This is a genomic window from Actinokineospora auranticolor (assembly GCF_002934265.1).
GTDB lineage: Bacteria > Actinomycetota > Actinomycetes > Mycobacteriales > Pseudonocardiaceae > Actinokineospora > Actinokineospora auranticolor.
This window is the reverse complement of sequence record NZ_PTIX01000009.1, coordinates 118,891-135,939: the sequence shown is the minus strand read 5'-3', so window position 1 is coordinate 135,939 and position 17,049 is coordinate 118,891. Positions and strand designations below refer to the sequence as shown.

Sequence of the window (17,049 nt, the reverse complement as noted above, 5' to 3'; positions counted from 1 at the left end):
TTCAGCGGGCTGAACGTTCGCGCACTCTAACACCGACCGGGAGGGCACAGTGGACCCAGACGCCATCGCGACCTGGCCGACCGGCCGCCTGCTCTCCACAGCCGCGCGGCTGGTCGAGCACTCGTGGGAGCGGTACCTCGGCACCCGCGGCCTCACCCACGCGGGCCTCATAGTCCTGCACCTGCTCAACGCGGGCCCCCAATCCCAACGCACCCTCGCCCGCGGCGCGAAGGTCACGGACCAGACGATGAGCCGCACCGTCGACCGACTGCTGCGCGCGGGCTTCGTCGACCGCGCCACCGACGAGCGGGACCGCCGCCGCACCACCGTCACGATCACCGCCGCGGGCCGGGAGGTCCACGCCGAAGCCTTGGTGGCGGAACGGGAAGACCCCGTAGTCCTCGGCGCGGTCCGCGACTACGAGGCGTTCCGGCTACAACTGGTCGAGCTGGTGACTTCGCTCAACCACCCGACCTGATCCGGGGCGGTCGCGCGTCCGCCCCGGACCCGACCCGATGTCGCACTACGGGATCAGCAGGAGCTTGCCCGAGGTGCGGCGGCTCTCGATGGCGGTGTGCGCGTCGCGGGCCTCGGCCAGCGGGTAGCGCTCGCCGATGGTGATGGTGAGCGTGCCCTTCTCCACGGCGGCGAACAGGTCGCCGGTGCGCCACCGGAGTTCCTCCGGGGTGGCGAGGTGGTCGCCCAGGTTGGGGCGGGTCAGGAACACCGACCCCGCCTTGTTCAACCGCTGGGGGTCGAGTGGGGGGACTGGGCCGCTCGCGGCGCCGAACAGGGCCAGGGTGCCGCGGCGGCGCAGGGACGCGAGGCTGCCGTCGAAGGTGGTGGCGCCCACGCCGTCGTAGACGGCCGCGACGCCCTCGCCGCCGGTCAGTTCCCGGGTGCGCGCGACGAAGTCCTCCTCCGTGTAGCGGATGACCTCGTCGGCCCCCGCCGCCCGGGTCTGGCGCTCCTTGTCCGCGGTGGACACGGTGCCGATCACCCGCGCGCCGCGCGCCTTCGCCAGCTGCACCAGCAGGAGACCGACGCCGCCCGCCGCCGCGTGCACCAGGACCGTGTCGCCTTCCTGGACCGGGTAGGACGACGTGACCAGGAAGTGCGCCGTCAAACCCTGCAGCAGCAACGCCGCCGCGGTCTCGTCGTCCACACCGGACGGCACCGGCACCGCCGCCGACGCGGGCACCACGACGTGCTCGGCGTAGCTGCCCGTCACCCCCGTCCACGCGACCCGGTCGCCCACCGCGACACCGGTGACGCCGTCCCCGACGGCCGTGACCGTGCCCGCGCCCTCCTGGCCCAGGACGAGCGGCAGGGGCAGCGGGTACAGGCCGGTGCGGTGGTAGACGTCGATGTAGTTGACCCCCGCCGCCGCGGACCGGACCGCGACCTCACCCGCGCCCGGCGCGCGCTCCGGCACGTCGGTGTAGGTCAACACCTCGGGGCCGCCGTTCTCCGCCACCACGATCGCCTTGGCCACAGGACCTCCCAGATCCGTATCGGTGCCCCGAGTCTCCGCCCGATCGCCCGCGGGGCGCGGTGCCGTCCCAGCATGCAGGAGTGCGCGCGCTCACTCCCGGCCGGTGGGGGCTTCCCCCGCGCTCTACGCTCGACCCGTGACCGCACAGGAGAACACCAGGGCCGCGCGCGCCGCCGCCGCGTTCGTCGCCGCGCACGGCGCGCCCACCCGCGCGGTGGTGGCGAACATCGGCCGCGCCGGTGCCCGCGTGGTGCTCGTCGGCAAGGACGGCACCATGGGCGACGTCATCGTGCCCGACACCGCGGCGGGGGAGTCGTTGGTCGCGGAGGTGAGCGGTCTGGAGGCCGCCGACTGGGACCGCGAGACCACCGCGGCGACCCGCATCGGCTCCCGGCACCGCGCCAAGATGGCCGCTCGAACCCGGGGTTAGCCCTCGACCAGGGGGCGTTCCCAGGTCGCGCACCACAGCGCCGCCGTCGCCGCGATCACGCACATGGCGCCCGCGACGTGCAGCGACACCAGCAGCTCCGGGACGCCGGTCCAGAACTGCACGAAGCCCAGCGTGCCCTGCGCCAGCACGACCCCCACCAGTACGGCGTACCGCCGCCACAGCGCGGCGTCGACCGCGCCGACCTTGAGGAACACCCCCACGCCGACCAGCAGTCCGAGGTAGACGAACAGGAACGCGGCGTGCACGTGGGCCAGGGTCTCCACCGGCAGCGCCAGCCGCGGCGTCTCCGGGTCGCCCGCGTGCGGGCCCGCGCCGGTCACCACCGTGCCCGCCACCAGCAGCCCGGTCAGCACCGCCACCGACGCGGTCAACAGCCCCGACAGCCCCGCCGGGCCTCTGCGCGTGGCCGGGCCGTCGTCCTCGCGCACGGCGTGCACCAGCATCACCGACAGCCAGACCATCACCGCGGACACCATGAAGTGCACGGCGACCGTCCACCACAGCAGGTCCAGCCGCACCGTGATGCCGCCGAGCACCGCCTGCACCCCGACCCCCGCCAGCACCACGACCGCCAGCCGGAAGTAGTGCCGCCGCCGGGGCCTGGTCAGGTAGGCCACCGCGAACGCGGCCAGCGCGACCACGCCGACCACCCCGGTCAGCAGCCGGTTGCCGAACTCGATCCACTGGTTCAGCGCGGCGAACTCCGGGTGGTCGACCGGCACCAGGCTCCCCGGCTGGCACTGCGGCCAGGTCGAGCAGCCCAACCCGGAGCCGGTGACCCGCACGACCGAGCCGGTGACCGCGATGAGCGCCTGGGTCACCACCACCGCGATCGCGATCGTCCGCTGCCGGGCCAGGCCGGGCGCGGGGAACCGGTCGAGGCGGGTCTTCAGCGTTTCCAGCGGCACCCGCTGATGGTAGGCCCGGGTCACCGAGCGCCACCGCGCGCCTCCACCGCCCTGTGCCGTGGCTCTCCCAGCGCCGCGGCGGGCGACAGTCGCCGTTGCGGCCACTGGGGAAAGCTGTGGAGAAATAGTCGGCGCTTCTTCACCAAACCCGCCCACGCGGTGATCACGGCGAACTACCATGCGTGGTGGAGGGCGGACTCCCCCACCGTCTTCCGGTGAAGCTGCCGTCGGCCGGGTTACTCCCCCCACGACCCGTCCGGCGGCAGCGCGTTCTCCGCGACGGGTTTCGTTGAACGCTCAGACGAGTTTGGTCGTGCGCGTGGCGAGCAGGCCCGCGCCCGCGCCCCACACCAGCAGCGTGACCACAGTGGACGCGGGCGGCGCGGTCCCGTCCGCCAGCACCGCGGTCAGCCCCTCGGTCAGCGCCGCGGACGGCAGCAGCCGCACCACCTCCGCCATCCCGGCGGGCAGCGCGTCGGTGGTCAGCACGATCCCGCCCGCGAACAGCAGCACCAGCCACACCACGTTCGCCAGCGCCAGCACGACCTCCGCCTTGAGCGCGCCGCCGAGCAGCACGCCGAGCGCGCCGAAGGTGAGCGTGCCCAGCACGACCAGCACCACCGTCCACAGCAGACCGGCGGCCGACGGCGACCAGCCCAGCAGCGCCGCCGCCGCCGCCAGGACCACCAGTTGCAGCGCCACCACCGCCAGGCAACCCAGCACCCGGCCCGCCACCAGCAGCCAGCGCGGCAGCGCCGTGGCCGCCAGCCGCTTGAGCACCCCGTAGCGCCGGTCGAACCCGAGCGCGATGGCCTGCCCGGTGAACGCCGTGGACATCACCGCGAGCGCGAACACCCTGGGCGCCGCGGCGGCCACCCGCGGCTCGGGCAGCTCGATGACGTGCACCAGGGTCAGCCCGAACAGCAGGGCCAGCGGGATCAGCAGGGTCAGCAGCACCTGCTCGCCGTTGCGCAGCGTCAGCGACGCCTCGGTGCGCGCGTGCGCGAGCAGCATCCGGACCGGGCGCCCGGCGCCGGGCGCCGGGGCGAAGGTGCCGGGGGCGAACCGTCCACTCACGAGCGCAGCTCCCGTCCGGTCAGTTCCAGGAAGACGTCCTCGAGGCTGCGCCGACCGACCCGCAGCTCCTCGGCCAGCACCCCCTGCTGGGCGCACCACGCGGTGACCGTGGACACCACCTGGGGGTCCACCACACCGGTCACCAGGTACTCGCCCGCGGTCGGCTCGGTCACCCGGCAGCCCTCGGGCAGCGCGGCCACCAGCAGCGCGGTGTCCAGTCCGGACTTGGCGCGGAACCGCAGCCGCTGCTCGTCCGGGCCCTCGGCGGTCAGCTCGGCCGGGGTGCCCTCGGCCACCACCCGGCCACCGTCGACGATGACGACGTGGTCGGCCAGCGCCTCGGCCTCCTCCATCAGGTGCGTGGTCAGCAGGACCGCGACGCCGTCGGCGCGCAGCGCGCCGACCAGCTCCCACACCAGCCGCCTGGCCTGCGGGTCCATCCCCGCGGTCGGCTCGTCGAGGAACACCAGCTCCGGCCGCCCGATCAGCGCGCAGGCCAGCGAGAGCCGCTGCTGCTGGCCGCCGGAGAGCCGCTTGTACGGGGTGCGCGCGCACCCGGCGAGCCCCAGCACGTCGATCAGCCACGCCGGGTCGAGCGGGTTCGCCGCGCACGCGGCCACCAGCCGCAGCATCTCCGCCGCGCGCACCCCCGGGTACGCGCCGCCGCCCTGGGGCATCACGCCGATCCGGGGCCGCAGCGCCGCGCCCTCGGTGACCGGGTCCAGGCCCAGCACCTGCACCCGCCCCGAGTCCGGTCGGCGGAAGCCCTCGCACACCTCGACGGTCGTGGTCTTGCCCGCGCCGTTGGGGCCGAGCAGGGCCAGCACCGCGCCCCGGTCGAGGCGGAACCCGACACCGGCCACGGCGGTCGTCGGCCCGTAGCTCTTGACCAGGTCGGACACCTCGACGGCGGGCGTGCTCACAAGCGGGAAGCCTAAGGCGTGCGCGGCGTCACGGACGCGGCGGGCGCCCGCTCGCCGCGCGGCGCGTACCGGCGGCAGGCGAGCGCGGCGACCACGGTGACGGTGATCGCGGCGATGTAGGCGTAAGGGAGCACGAAGACCCGACCGTCGAAACCGGAGCCGGTGGGGCCGAGCGCGACCGCCAGGCCCGCGCTGATCACCATGGCCGCCGTGCGGAACCGGGTGTTGCCCGCGGCGGCGGCCAGCGGCACCGCCGCCCACAGCAGGTACCAGGGCTGCACGGTCGCGCCGAACACCAGCACCGCGCCGAGGCCGACGCCGAGGCCGGTGAGCGGGCGCAGCTTCCAGCGGAAGCTGTCGACCAGCAGCTTGGCCGTGATCAGCGGCCCGATCACGGTGCCGACCAGCCTGCTCGCGGTGATCGCGGCGTCGATGTGGTTGCCCAGCCCCAGGACGATGCCCAGCCCGCCCGCGCCGAAGCCGAGCGCGGTCATCGGCGCCATCCAGCTCTTGACCGTGGACGCGGTGTTGAGCGTCGCGACCCAGCCGTACCCGAGCCCGCTGCCCAGCGACGTCGCGGTCAGCACCACCGCGAACACCACGAACAACCCGCCCGCGACCGCCGCCAGCTGCTTCCACGTGCCGCCCATCCGGCGCGCGATCATCGCGCCGAGGAAGCCCAGCGCCAGCGCGGCCGGGATCTTCACCGCCGCGCCGAGCGTGATCACCCCCGCGCCGACGGCGTACCAGAGCAGTTCCCCGCGCTGCCACGGCGGGAACGGCCCGTCCGGGGTCACCCGCGGCATCCGGCTCAGCGCCAGCTCGAACCCGACCAGCATCAGCCCGATCGCCAGCGCCTCGTTGTGCACGCCGACCACGAGGTGGAACAGCACCAGCGGGTTCGCCGCGCCCAACCACAGCGCGCTCACCGGGCTCACCCCGAACCGCCGGGCCAACCGGGGCAGCGCCCACACGATCATCGCGAGACCCAGCAGCGCGAGCAGCCGGTGCGCGGCCACGCCCATCACGACGTGGTCGCCGGTCAGCCAGTTGATGAGCTTGCCGAGGGTGAGGAACAGCGGGCCGTACGGCGACGGGGTGTCCCGCCAGATCGTCGGCACGCCCTGGGTGAGCGGGTGGTTGACGCCCAGCGCCTGCGCCGGGCCCACGGTGTAGGGGTCCTGGCCGAGCGCGACGATCTCGCTCTGCGCCAGGTAGCTGTAGACGTCGCGGCTGAAGCTGGGCACGGTGAACACCAGCGGCGCGATCCACATCACCAGCGTGCGCGCCATCTGCGGGACCGACACCGCGCGCTCGCGGCCCGGCCGCGACAGCCGCCCCAGCGCCAGCCAGGCCAGCACGATCATGAACACGCCGGTGAACGCGAAGGCCAGCGACACCGTGGTCATCCGGCTGAACAGGCCGAGCACCGGCAGCCGGAACACCGGGTTGAACACCGGGGCCGCGCCCGCGCCGAGGGAGCCGATGGTCAGCAGCAGCGAGCCGACGGTGCCGAAGCGGCGGACCACGTCGAGCTGCTTGCGCTCGCGCTCGTCGAGCGGACCCGACTCCACCCCGGCGGGCCACCGCCCCCGTGCCCGCCGTCCCGTGTCTCCCACCACCACGTCGGGAAGGGTAGCGGGGTGGGCGGACCGCTGATCGCCAGTGCGCGGAACCCGCCGGGCCGCCCGGTGTGATTCACCGGTGGGCGGGTAACGGCAAGATCACCGGCGTCGACTGCCCCGGTAGTCCACTGGTGAGGGGGAACCGTGGTCGAGGCGTCGTGGGTGTCGGTCGCGCTCGCGGTCGCGGCGGGGGTGTCGGTGCTGGGCACCCGGCTCGGCCAACTGGACTGCGCGGCGGACGGGTACCGCAGGGTCACCACCTGGGCCGAGCTGGCCGCCGCGCTCCTGCTCGTCCTGTTCTCCGACGACCTGGTGCGGTTCGTCGGCGCCGACCCCGGGTGGGTGTGGGCCGTGGTCGTCGGCGCCGCGGTGCTCGGGTTCTGCGGCGCCGACGACCTGGTGCGGTTCGTCGGCGCCGACCCCGGGTGGGTGTGGGCCGTGGTCGTCGGCGCCGCGGTGCTCGGGTTCTGCGGCGCGGGCCTGCTCGTCGGGCTGCTCACCGCCACGCTCATCCAGACACCGGACGCGGTGTGGCTGGCGGCCGTAGTGGTCCCGGGCGTGCTGGCCTGCGCGCTGCACAACCAGTTCACGCTGACCCGGACGGCCGTCCTCCTGATCGGAGCGTCCGGGCGGGACGAGAGGTTGATGGGAACGTGGTGGCGGCTTGTCGCCTCGGTCGCGCCGGTGCTGCCGCTCGTCGCCGTGTTCGCGGTCCCGCTGCCGGGGGCGAGCGCGGCGGAGTGGGTGTCGCGCGTCGTCGTCGCCGTGATCCTCGGGGCGCAGCTGTACGCCGCCGACCGCGCCCGGTACCGGCTGCTGCGCGTCTACCGCCGGCGGCTCCGGGCGACGGAATCGACGTTGGCCGTGGCGTTGGCACTGCTCGCCGCGAGCCCGGTCGGCGCGTCGGTCGTCACGGACTGGGTGGACACGTCCGCGTTGACCGGCCCGCTCGGGTACGGCCTGCTCGCCGCGGTGTTCGTGGTCCACTTGGCCGTCCTGCGGGCCTACTCGACCCGCGTCCCGGGCAACGCCCTGGTCGTGGCCGTGATCCTGCTGCGCGCGGTCGTGACCGCCCTGGTCGCGCTGTCCCTGGCCGCGGTGGTCTTCCACCCCGAGCCCGACCTGCTCCCGCTCTCGGTGCTGCTCCCGGTGCCCGCCGCGTTCGTCCAGGTCCTCGGGGCGCGCAGGCTGCTGGTCGAACGGCAGGTGTTCGACGCCGCGCTGCTGATGGCGCTGCCGGAGGATTCCCGCGAGCACGCGGTCGAGCGGTGGCTCGACGACGCCGTCGACCGGCCGGTGCCCGACTTCTCCCTGCCCGACGCCGTCGGCGCGCTCGCGCACCGGGCCGTGGACGCCCACTACGTGCCGCTGCCGTTCCCCCGCGTCGAACCGGACCAGTGCCTCCAACTCGCCACGGTGCTGGTGTCGACCGCGTTCGAGCGGGTGGTGTCCAAGTCGCCGCCGGAGACCGCGGTCTCGCGGTCGCGGGCCCAGTCCGCGGCGGTGGGGGACCTGGCGATGTGGCAGGCCAAGGTCTTCGGCGAACTCGACCACGGTGACGCCGCGCGCGCCGCCGCCCGCCAGGCCGTGGACACCTTCGACGCCATCGGCGCCACCCTCGCGACCGCGCTGGCCATGGCGGCCGTCGTCGACACCGCGGTCGAACTGTCCGCGGCCGCGGGCCCCCGGCTGGTCGAACACCCCGACTCGCCGGACGGCCCCTACGGCTACGAGCCCGCGCGGATGCTCGCCGAACACGACGACCTCCCGCCCGCCGCCAAGCGGGTGCTGGCCGTCGCCGCCGCCCGCCTCGCCTTCCACCGCGGCGACGAGACCGCGTCGGCCGCGCTGCTGCGGTCGGTGCAACCGGCGCGCGCCGAGGACTTCCGGGTGGCGATGCGCGCCGACGGGATCGCGTTCGGCGCGGACGCGAGCGACCTGCTGGGCGCCACACTGGCCACCGAGCGGCAGCTGGCGCACGTGGTCCAGGTCGCCGCGCACCGGGGGAGCGGGCCGGGCACCGACTGACCGCTCGATCGACCGTCCGGTTGGGGGCTCACGTGTCGGATCCGACGGCGTTGTCGGTCGTGCTGGCCGGGGTCGCGGGGCTGGTGGCGCTCGGTCGCGGGCTCGGTGGGCTCGACTGGACCGGAGTGCGCGCGGTGCGCGGGTTCGTCGAGCTGTTCGCGGGCGTGGCGGTCGTCGCCGCGCCGGGCCCGCTGGTCGACCTGGTCCGGTCGGGCACCGGCTGGGCGGTCGCCGTGGTGCTGGTCCTGTCGACGGTCGCGTTCCTCTTCGGACCGGGCCTGTTCGCCGGGATCGTCACGCTCGCGCTGATCCGCGACCCCGACCCGGTGCTGCTGACGGCGGTGGTGATCCCGCTGCTGGCGGGCTGCGCCCTGGCCGAGCACAAGCGCGTGACCAGGACCGCGTACCTCGTGACCGTGGTGGGCGTGCCGCACCGGTGGCAGGACAGCCGGTGGCGCGTGGCCACGCTGCTCGCCCCGGCACTGCCCGTCGTCGCCGTGCTGGTCGTCCCGCCGTCGGGTGCGACCACCGCCGACCAAGCGCTGCGGATCGGGGGCGCCGTGCTGCTCGGCGGGCAGTTGCTCCTGGCCGATCGAGCCCGGAGCGGGTTGCTGCGGGCGCACCGGATGTCGCTGCGGGCGAGCGAGTCGACGCTGGTCCTGGTCGGCGCGGTGCTCGCGGCGAGCCCGGTGGGCGCCGAGATCGCCGTCCGGTGGGCGGGCACCCCCGCGCTCACCGGCTGGGCCGGGTACCGCCTGCTCCTCCTCGTGTTCCTGCTCTGCCTGGCACCGCGCTGCCGCTCCCGACCTGGAAGTCCACGGTGGCCAGGGCGTCGCGGCTCCCGCTGTTCGCCGTGACCCGCGCGGCGGTGTTCCTCCTCGCGCCGCTGTTCCTGTGCGCGGGCGTCTTCCACCCGACACCGGACGTGTTGCCACTGGCCGTGTTCGGGGTGCTCGCGGCCGTCTTGGCGCAGGCGCTGTCGGTGCGCGAGTCACGGGTCGACCGGCAACTGGTCGACGCGGCCGCGCTGGCCGCCGCCACGGAGAACCGGCGCGCGCGGGAGATCGTCACCTGGCTCGACGACGCCGTCGTGCGCCCCGGACCGGACTTCTCCCTCCCGGGCGCGATCGGCGCGCTGGCCCTCCGCTCGATCACCCCGGACTACCGCCCCGTCCCGTTCCTGCGCGCCGAACCGGAAGTCTTGCTCGACCTCTCCGAGCGGTTGCTCACCGCCGCCTGGGTCCGCGACATCGGCGGCGCGGCCATCGCGGGCGCGAGCGGCGCCAAGGTCGGCGCGGGTGGCTCCCCGCGCGTGCGCGCCCACGTGGCCGCGATGGGCGCACTGGCGATGCGGCAGGCGGTGGTCCACGGCGGGCTCGGGCAGCGCGACCGGGCGCGGATCGCGGCGATGGCGGCCGTCGTGCGGTTCGAGTCGATCGACGCGCGGATGGGCACCGCCATGGCCGCGGTCGCGGACACCGGCGCCGAGGACGTCGACCCGCGGCGGCGGCTGCTGCGCGCGAACCCGCTCCCGGCCGTGCGGCGGGTGGTGCTGGGCACCGCTGCCCGCGCCGCCTCGGCCCGGGGCGACGCCGCCTCCGCCGCGGACCTGCTCGCCCAGGCCCGCCGGGTGCCCGCGGGGGTGGCGGCCTTCCGCGCCGCGCTGCGCGCGGACGGGATACCCTTCGGCTCGAACGCCCGCGAACTCCTCGGCAGCACCCTGGTCACCGAGCGGCAGCTCGCCGTCGAGCTCGGCCAGTGAACCGCCACCCCCGCTCTGAACTGCGGAAACGCTGTGGCGCGCCGGGCCGGATGTGGCCCAGTTCACCCCTGGCTACACCCCTCTTTGCCTCCGGCCGGTAAATAGGACACACTCGCGTTGTGAAAAACACCGCCCCCGCTCCTCGGGCCCCGGAGGAGACCGGCCACGGTCCCGCCGCGGCCGGGCAGCAGGCCGACGGTCGCACCCGCCGCGGTGTCGCCCGGCTGCTGCTGGAACGGGGTCCGGTCGCCGCGGCCGAGATCGCCGAGGCGCTGGGCCTGAGCCCCGCCGCCGTCCGCAGGCATCTGGACGCACTGGTCGCCGAGGGGGAGGCGAGCACCCGCGAGGCTCCCCGCCTCGGCAGCCGGGGCCGCGGCCGACCGGCGAGGCTGTACCTGCTGACCGAGGCGGGCCGGTCCCGCTTCGGCCACGCCTACGACGACCTCGCGGTCGCCGCGCTGCGCTTCCTCGCCGAGAGCGGGGGGGAACAGGCGGTCCGCGCGTTCGCCGAACGCCGGGTGGCCACCCTGGTCGACCGGCACCGCGAAGCGGTCACCACCCCCGAAGACCCCGCTCGGCGCGCGGAGGCCCTGGCCACCGCGCTCACCAGGGAGGGGTACGCCGCGTCGACCCGGGAGGTCGGCACGGGGGAGCAGCTGTGCCAGCACCACTGCCCGGTGGCGCACGTCGCCGCCGAGTTCCCGCAGCTGTGCGAGATCGAGACCGCCGCGTTCGCCGACCTGCTGGGCACCCACGTGCAGCGGCTGGCCACGATCGCCCGCGGCGACGCCGCCTGCACCACACACGTGCCGAACACGCCGCTCCCGGGCGCGTCGGCGCGGAACGTTCCGGATGGAGGGAAGTCCCTATGACTGCCGCTGCGCAGCAGCGCACCACCACACCCCAGCCGCTCACCCAGGACGAGACCCTGGCGACGCTCGGCAAGTACGAGTACGGCTGGGCGGACAAGGACGTCGCGGGCGCCAGCGCCCAGCGCGGCCTGTCGGAGGCCGTGGTCCGGGACATCTCGGCCAAGAAGAACGAGCCCGAGTGGATGCTCGAGTCCCGGCTCAAGGCGCTGCGGCTCTTCGACCGCAAGCCGATGCCGTCCTGGGGCGCCGACCTGTCCGGGATCGACTTCGACAACATCAAGTACTTCGTGCGCTCCACCGAGAAGCAGGCCCAGTCCTGGGAGGACCTGCCGGAGGACATCAAGAACACCTACGACAAGCTGGGCATCCCGGAGGCGGAGAAGGCCCGCCTGGTCGCCGGTGTGGCCGCCCAGTACGAGTCCGAGGTGGTCTACCACAAGATCAACGAAGAGCTCGAGAAGCAGGGTGTCATCTTCCTCGACACCGACACCGCGCTCAAGGAGCACCCGGAGCTGTTCGAGGAGTACTACGGCTCGGTGATCCCGCACGGGGACAACAAGTTCTCCGCGCTCAACGGCGCCGTGTGGTCCGGCGGCTCGTTCATCTACGTCCCCAAGGGCGTGCACGTCGAGATCCCGCTGCAGGCCTACTTCCGGATCAACACCGAGAACATGGGCCAGTTCGAGCGGACGCTGATCATCGTCGACGAAGACGCCTACGTGCACTACGTCGAGGGCTGCACCGCCCCGATCTACTCCTCGGACTCGCTGCACTCGGCGGTCGTGGAGATCGTGGTCAAGAAGGGCGCGCGCTGCCGCTACACCACGATCCAGAACTGGTCGAACAACGTCTACAACCTGGTCACCAAGCGGGCCAAGGCCGAGGCGGGCGCGACCATGGAGTGGGTCGACGGCAACATCGGCTCCAAGGTGACCATGAAGTACCCGGCCGTGTTCCTGATGGGCGAGCACGCCAAGGGCGAGGTGCTCTCCATCGCCTTCGCGGGCGAGGGCCAGCACCAGGACGCGGGCGCCAAGATGGTCCACATGGCACCGCACACCTCCTCGACGATCATCTCCAAGTCGGTGGCCCGCGGCGGCGGCCGCACCTCGTACCGCGGTCTGGTGCAGGTCAACAAGCGCGCCCACCACGCCAAGTCGACGGTGAAGTGCGACGCGCTGCTGGTCGACCAGATCAGCCGGTCGGACACGTACCCGTACGTGGACGTCCGCGAGGACGACGTGGCCATGGGCCACGAGGCGACCGTCTCCAAGGTCAGCGACGACCAGCTCTTCTACCTGATGTCGCGCGGCCTCACCGAGGACGAGGCCATGGCCATGATCGTGCGCGGGTTCGTCGAGCCCATCGCGCGCGAGCTGCCCATGGAGTACGCCCTGGAACTCAACCGCCTGATCGAGCTGCAGATGGAAGGAGCGGTCGGCTAAACATGACCGCCGCTGTTGAGAAGAAGGCCGCTCCCGAGTCGTCTCGGGCGGAGTGGTTCACCTCGTACGACGTCGACGCCTTCGAGGTGCCGGGCGGGCGCGAGGAGATCTGGCGCTTCACGCCGATGAAGCGGTTGGCAGGCCTGCACACCGGTGCGGCCGCGTCGGGGGCGGCGTCGGTCGAGGTCGACGCGCCCGCCGAGGTCACCGTGGAGTCGGTGGCGCGCGGGGACGCGCGGCTCGGGCAGGGCGGCGTGCCCGCCGACCGGGTCGCGGCCCAGGCGTACAGCTCGTTCACCGCGGCCACGGTGCTCACCGTGGCCAAGGAGACCCGCGCGTCGGGGCCGACCACCGTCACGGTGACCGGTCCGGGCGCGGGCAAGGTCGCCTACGGGCACGTGCAGGTCCGCGCCGAGGCGTTCGCCGAGGCCGTGGTCGTGCTCGACCACCGCGGTTCCGGTGTGTACGCCGACAACGTGGAGTTCGTGCTGGCCGACGGCGCGAAGCTCACCGTGGTGTCCATCCAGGACTGGGCGGACGACGCGGTGCACGTCTCGGCGCACCACGCCAAGATCGGGCGCGACGCGGTGCTGCGGCACACGGCGGTCACCCTCGGCGGCGACGTCGTCCGGGTCTCGCCGACCGCGGCCTTCGCCGGTCCGGGCGCCGAGGTCGAGCTGAACGGGCTCTACTTCGCCGACGCGGGCCAGCACTTCGAGCACCGCACCTTCGTCGACCACGCCGTGCCCAACTGCACGTCCAACGTGGTCTACAAGGGCGCTCTGCAAGGCGGTGGGGGGGCCGATGACACAGCCGCGCACACAGTTTGGGTTGGCGACGTGCTGATCCGCGCGGCGGCCGAGGGCACGCAGACCTACGAGCTCAACCGCAACCTCCTGCTCACCGACGGCGCCCGCGCCGACTCGGTGCCGAACCTGGAGATCGAGACCGGCGAGATCGCCGGGGCGGGCCACGCCAGCGCGACCGGCCGCTTCGACGACGAGCAGCTGTTCTACCTCCAGGCCCGCGGCATCCCGGAGGCGCAGGCGCGGCGGCTGGTCGTGCGCGGCTTCTTCCACGAACTGCTGATGAAGATCCAGGTCCCCGAGGTGCGCGAGCGCTTGGAGGCCGCGATCGAGGCCGAACTGGAAGCCGTCGGGGTATGACGCGGGCTTGTGGACTGTCCGATTTGGACGTCGACAAGCCGCTCGCGGTCGAGGTGGACGGCGTCGCCGTGGTGCTGGTGCGCCGCGGTGACGAGGTCCACGCCCTGCGCGACGAGTGCTCGCACGCCGCGGTCGCGCTGTCGGAGGGGGAGCTGACCCGCAGGGGTCTGGAGTGCTGGCTGCACGGGTCGTGCTTCGACCTGCGCACCGGCGCCCCCTCCGCGCCGCCCGCGACCGAACCCGTCGACGTGTACGCGGTCACCGTCGACGGCGACGACGTCCTGGTCGACGTCACCCGGAAACTGAACTGACTTTCGCCACACCCGACTGGAGAAGCAACCACCATGGCCACCCTGGAGATCAAGGACCTGCACGTCTCGGTCGCCACCGACGACGGTGCCAAGGAGATCCTCAAGGGCGTCGACCTGACCGTCCGGGCAGGCGAGACCCACGCGATCATGGGCCCGAACGGGTCCGGCAAGTCCACCCTGTCCTACGCCGTCGCGGGCCACCCCAAGTACGAGGTGACCGGCGGCTCGGTCACCCTCGACGGCGAGGACGTGCTGGAGATGAGCGTCGACGAGCGGGCCCGCGCGGGCCTGTTCCTGGCGATGCAGTACCCGGTCGAGGTGCCGGGCGTGTCGATGTCGAACTTCCTGCGCACCGCGGCCACCGCCGTGCGCGGCGAGGCGCCGAAGCTGCGCACCTGGGTCAAGGAGGTGAAGGAGTCGATGAAGGAGCTGGAGATCGACCCCGCCTTCGCCGAGCGCAGCGTCAACGAGGGCTTCTCCGGCGGTGAGAAGAAGCGCCACGAGATCCTGCAGCTGGCCCTGCTCAACCCGAAGATCGCCATCCTGGACGAGACCGACTCCGGCCTCGACGTGGACGCGCTGCGCGTGGTGTCCGAGGGCGTCAACCGGTTTCGCGCGTCCGGCGAGTCCGGCGTGCTGCTGATCACCCACTACACCCGCATCCTGCGGCACATCACCCCGGACTTCGTGCACGTGTTCGCCGGTGGCCGCATCGTCGAGTCCGGCGGCTCGGAGCTGGCCGACCAGCTCGAGGCCGGGGGTTACGTGAAGTACACCGGTTCGCCGGAAGCCGCGGGCGTCTGATCGCGTTGTAGTCGGGTTAGAAGTCGATCCAGAAGGGGGGCCGGTCGAAGTGACCGCCGTGACCGCACCGCTGGACGTCGACGCCCTGCGCGCCGACTTCCCGATCCTGAGCCGCACCGTCCGCGACGGCAAGCGGTTGGTGTACCTGGACTCCGGGGCCACCTCGCAGCGCCCGAACCAGGTGCTCGACGCCGAGCGCGCGTTCCTGGCCACGCACAACGCGGCCGTGCACCGGGGCGCGCACCAGCTCGCCGAGGAGGCCACCGACGCCTACGAGTCCGCCCGCGCGCGGATCGCGGCGTTCGTCGGCACCTCCGCCGACGAGCTGGTGTTCACCAAGAACGCCACCGAGGGGATCAACCTCGTGGCGTACGCGATGGGCAACGCGGCCACCGCGGGCCCGGAGGCGGCGCGGTTCGTGCTCGGCCCCGGTGACGAGATCGTGGTCACCGAGATGGAGCACCACGCGAACCTGGTGCCGTGGCAGCAGGTCGCGCAGCGCACCGGGGCGACCCTGCGCTGGTTCGCCGTCACCGACGAGGGCAGGCTGGACCTGTCCGATGTGGACTCGCTGGTCACGCCGAGGACGAAGGTGCTGGCGTTCACGCACCAGTCCAACGTGCTCGGCACGGTCAACCCGGTCGCGGCACTGGTCGCCAAGGCGCGGGAGGTCGGCGCGCTGACCGTGCTCGACGCCTGTCAGTCGGTGCCGCACTCGCCGGTCGACTTCGCTGCGCTCGGCGTGGACTTCGCGGTGTTCTCCAGCCACAAGATGCTCGGCCCGTACGGGCTCGGCGTGCTCTACGGGCGCCGTGAGCTGCTTGCGGCGCTGCCGCCGTTCCTCACCGGTGGCTCGATGATCGAGACGGTCGAGATGGCGCGGTCGACGTTCGCCCCGCCGCCGCAGCGGTTCGAGGCGGGCACGCCGATGACCTCGCAGGCGGTGGGGCTCGGCGCGGCCGTGGACTACCTGTCGGCGCTGGGCATGGACCGCGTGGCCGCGCACGAGCACGCGCTCACCGTCGCCGCGCTGGACGGGCTCGCCGAGATCCCGGGCGTGCGGGTGGTCGGCCCGGCCGACGGGGTGGACCGCGGCGGCGCGGTGTCGTTCGTGGTGGACGGCATCCACCCGCACGACGTCGGCCAGGTCCTCGACGACCAGGGCGTGGCCGTGCGGGTCGGGCACCACTGCGCGTGGCCGCTGCACCGGCGCCTCGGCGTCCCCGCGTCGGCGCGGGCCAGCTTCTACGTCTACAACGACCTGGCCGACGTCGAGGCGTTCCTGGCGGGCGTGCGGGAGACCAAGCGCTTCTTCGGGGTGGCCTGATGCAGCTGCAGCAGATGTACCAGGAGATCATCCTGGACCACTACAAGAACCCGCACGGCCGCGGCCTGCGCGACCCGTTCGACGCCGAGTCGTTCCAGGTCAACCCGACCTGCGGCGACGAGGTGACGCTGCGGGTGCGGCTCGACGGCGGCACGGTCGCGGACGTGTCGTACGAGGGGCAGGGCTGTTCGATCAGCCAGGCGTCCACGTCGGTGCTGACGGACCTGGTGGTGGGCCGGTCCCTGGCTGACGCGCTGGCGAAGTTCGACGCGTTCCAGGAGCTGATGCACGCCAGGGGCGCGGTCGAGCCGGACGAGGACGTGCTGGAGGACGGCATCGCCTTCGCGGGCGTGGCCAAGTACCCGGCCCGGGTGAAGTGCGCCCTGCTGGGGTGGATGGCGTTCAAGGACGCCGCCGCCAAGGCTGCTGAGGAGACAAGCCGATGAGTGCAGAAGAAGTCCAGCGCGGTGCCGCGGGGATGACCGACCAGCAGCCGCGGGCGGACCTGGCGACCCTCGACGACCTCGAGGAGGCCATGCGCGACGTGGTCGACCCCGAGCTGGGGATCAACGTGGTGGACCTCGGTCTGGTCTACGACATCCGGGTGGAGGACGACAACACCGCCACCATCGACATGACCCTCACCTCGGCCGCCTGCCCGCTGACCGACGTGATCGAGGACCAGACCCGCGCCGCCCTCACCGGCGGCGGCCTGGTGGACGACTTCCGGATCAACTGGGTCTGGATGCCGCCGTGGGGCCCGGAGAAGATCACCGAGGACGGCCGCGAACAGCTGCGCGCCCTCGGTTTCACGGTCTAGTTCGCCGCCTCGGGGTGGATCGTCCCCGTTTGTAG

18 protein-coding genes are annotated in these 17,049 nt (G+C 73.3%); 13 read left to right on the top strand and 5 right to left on the bottom strand.

Going from position 1 to position 17,049, the window contains the following annotated elements:
• Nucleotides 1-49: 49 nt before the first annotated feature.
• Entirely contained in the window at nt 50-478 is a 429-nt protein-coding gene (locus tag CLV40_RS18075; RefSeq protein ID WP_245931358.1) for a MarR family winged helix-turn-helix transcriptional regulator, read from the top strand.
• Nucleotides 479-523: 45 nt separating this feature from the next.
• Here CLV40_RS18075 and CLV40_RS18070 read toward each other — a convergent pair whose 3' ends face one another.
• Nucleotides 524-1,495: a quinone oxidoreductase family protein gene (locus tag CLV40_RS18070; protein ID WP_181043575.1), complete on the bottom strand. Its 972-nt coding sequence runs from the start codon at nt 1,493-1,495 to the stop codon at nt 524-526.
• A 136-nt stretch (nt 1,496-1,631) separates the two neighbouring features.
• Between CLV40_RS18070 and CLV40_RS18065 the strand changes: the two genes are divergently transcribed.
• Nucleotides 1,632-1,925, top strand: coding sequence for a hypothetical protein (locus tag CLV40_RS18065; RefSeq protein WP_104480112.1), 294 nt, complete (start codon nt 1,632-1,634; stop codon nt 1,923-1,925).
• On the opposite strand, the gene CLV40_RS18060 is transcribed toward CLV40_RS18065, so the two are convergent.
• The 4 genes from CLV40_RS18060 to mptB form a co-directional block, all read right to left on the bottom strand.
• Nucleotides 1,922-2,854, bottom strand: a complete 933-nt coding sequence (locus tag CLV40_RS18060; protein ID WP_245931357.1) for a COX15/CtaA family protein — start codon at nt 2,852-2,854, stop codon at nt 1,922-1,924. The two genes, CLV40_RS18065 and CLV40_RS18060, sit on opposite strands and share 4 nt — an antisense overlap.
• Before the next feature lie 297 nt (nt 2,855-3,151).
• A complete protein-coding gene (locus CLV40_RS18055) occupies nt 3,152-3,868 on the bottom strand; it encodes an ABC transporter permease (RefSeq protein ID WP_104480273.1) in 717 nt (238 codons plus the stop codon).
• A 59-nt stretch (nt 3,869-3,927) separates the two neighbouring features.
• On the bottom strand, nt 3,928-4,854 hold the full coding sequence (locus CLV40_RS18050) for an ABC transporter ATP-binding protein (protein ID WP_104480110.1): 927 nt from the start codon (nt 4,852-4,854) through the stop codon (nt 3,928-3,930).
• An 11-nt stretch (nt 4,855-4,865) separates the two neighbouring features.
• Complete coding sequence (mptB, locus tag CLV40_RS18045) at nt 4,866-6,479, bottom strand: polyprenol phosphomannose-dependent alpha 1,6 mannosyltransferase MptB (RefSeq protein ID WP_104480109.1); 1,614 nt, start codon at nt 6,477-6,479, stop codon at nt 4,866-4,868.
• A gap of 144 nt (nt 6,480-6,623) precedes the next feature.
• Here mptB and CLV40_RS18040 point away from each other — a divergent pair, with 144 nt between their 5' ends.
• The 11 genes from CLV40_RS18040 (at nt 6,624) to CLV40_RS17990 (ending at nt 17,014) form a co-directional block, all read left to right on the top strand.
• Nucleotides 6,624-8,507: a hypothetical protein gene (locus tag CLV40_RS18040; RefSeq protein WP_104480108.1), complete on the top strand. Its 1,884-nt coding sequence runs from the start codon at nt 6,624-6,626 to the stop codon at nt 8,505-8,507.
• Between the two features lie 32 nt (nt 8,508-8,539).
• Entirely contained in the window at nt 8,540-9,364 is an 825-nt protein-coding gene (locus tag CLV40_RS18035; protein WP_104480107.1) for a hypothetical protein, read from the top strand.
• Complete coding sequence (locus CLV40_RS18030) at nt 9,328-10,269, top strand: hypothetical protein (RefSeq protein ID WP_104480106.1); 942 nt, start codon at nt 9,328-9,330, stop codon at nt 10,267-10,269. Before CLV40_RS18035 ends, CLV40_RS18030 begins: the two co-directional genes overlap by 37 nt.
• Before the next feature lie 119 nt (nt 10,270-10,388).
• A complete protein-coding gene (locus tag CLV40_RS18025) occupies nt 10,389-11,141 on the top strand; it encodes a helix-turn-helix transcriptional regulator (RefSeq protein WP_104480105.1) in 753 nt (250 codons plus the stop codon).
• A complete protein-coding gene (sufB, locus tag CLV40_RS18020) occupies nt 11,138-12,586 on the top strand; it encodes a Fe-S cluster assembly protein SufB (RefSeq protein WP_104480104.1) in 1,449 nt (482 codons plus the stop codon). The genes CLV40_RS18025 and sufB overlap by 4 nt, the downstream gene beginning before the upstream one ends.
• Before the next feature lie 2 nt (nt 12,587-12,588).
• The gene (sufD, locus tag CLV40_RS18015) at nt 12,589-13,752 is read left to right on the top strand and encodes a Fe-S cluster assembly protein SufD (protein WP_104480103.1); all 1,164 of its coding nucleotides are present in this window, start codon (nt 12,589-12,591) and stop codon (nt 13,750-13,752) included.
• Entirely contained in the window at nt 13,749-14,063 is a 315-nt protein-coding gene (locus tag CLV40_RS18010) for a non-heme iron oxygenase ferredoxin subunit (protein WP_104480102.1), read from the top strand. The genes sufD and CLV40_RS18010 overlap by 4 nt, the downstream gene beginning before the upstream one ends.
• Before the next feature lie 33 nt (nt 14,064-14,096).
• Nucleotides 14,097-14,867, top strand: coding sequence for a Fe-S cluster assembly ATPase SufC (sufC, locus tag CLV40_RS18005; RefSeq protein WP_104480101.1), 771 nt, complete (start codon nt 14,097-14,099; stop codon nt 14,865-14,867).
• Nucleotides 14,868-14,916: 49 nt separating this feature from the next.
• The gene (locus tag CLV40_RS18000) at nt 14,917-16,194 is read left to right on the top strand and encodes a cysteine desulfurase (protein WP_104480100.1); all 1,278 of its coding nucleotides are present in this window, start codon (nt 14,917-14,919) and stop codon (nt 16,192-16,194) included.
• The gene (gene sufU / locus CLV40_RS17995) at nt 16,194-16,640 is read left to right on the top strand and encodes a Fe-S cluster assembly sulfur transfer protein SufU (protein ID WP_104480099.1); all 447 of its coding nucleotides are present in this window, start codon (nt 16,194-16,196) and stop codon (nt 16,638-16,640) included. Before CLV40_RS18000 ends, sufU begins: the two co-directional genes overlap by 1 nt.
• Nucleotides 16,637-17,014 (top strand): metal-sulfur cluster assembly factor, encoded by a 378-nt coding sequence (locus CLV40_RS17990; protein ID WP_104480098.1) that lies wholly within the window; start codon nt 16,637-16,639, stop codon nt 17,012-17,014. Before sufU ends, CLV40_RS17990 begins: the two co-directional genes overlap by 4 nt.
• Nucleotides 17,015-17,049: the final 35 nt, after the last annotated feature.

Coding starts and splice junctions, on each gene's coding strand:
- CLV40_RS18055 (WP_104480273.1), bottom strand. CDS start 3,868: ATGCTGCTCGCGCACGCGCGCACCGAGGCGTCGCTGACGCTGCGCAAC.
- sufB (WP_104480104.1), top strand. CDS start 11,138: ATGACTGCCGCTGCGCAGCAGCGCACCACCACACCCCAGCCGCTCACC.
- sufD (WP_104480103.1), top strand. CDS start 12,589: ATGACCGCCGCTGTTGAGAAGAAGGCCGCTCCCGAGTCGTCTCGGGCG.
- CLV40_RS18010 (WP_104480102.1), top strand. CDS start 13,749: ATGACGCGGGCTTGTGGACTGTCCGATTTGGACGTCGACAAGCCGCTC.
- sufC (WP_104480101.1), top strand. CDS start 14,097: ATGGCCACCCTGGAGATCAAGGACCTGCACGTCTCGGTCGCCACCGAC.
- sufU (WP_104480099.1), top strand. CDS start 16,194: ATGCAGCTGCAGCAGATGTACCAGGAGATCATCCTGGACCACTACAAG.
- CLV40_RS17990 (WP_104480098.1), top strand. CDS start 16,637: ATGAGTGCAGAAGAAGTCCAGCGCGGTGCCGCGGGGATGACCGACCAG.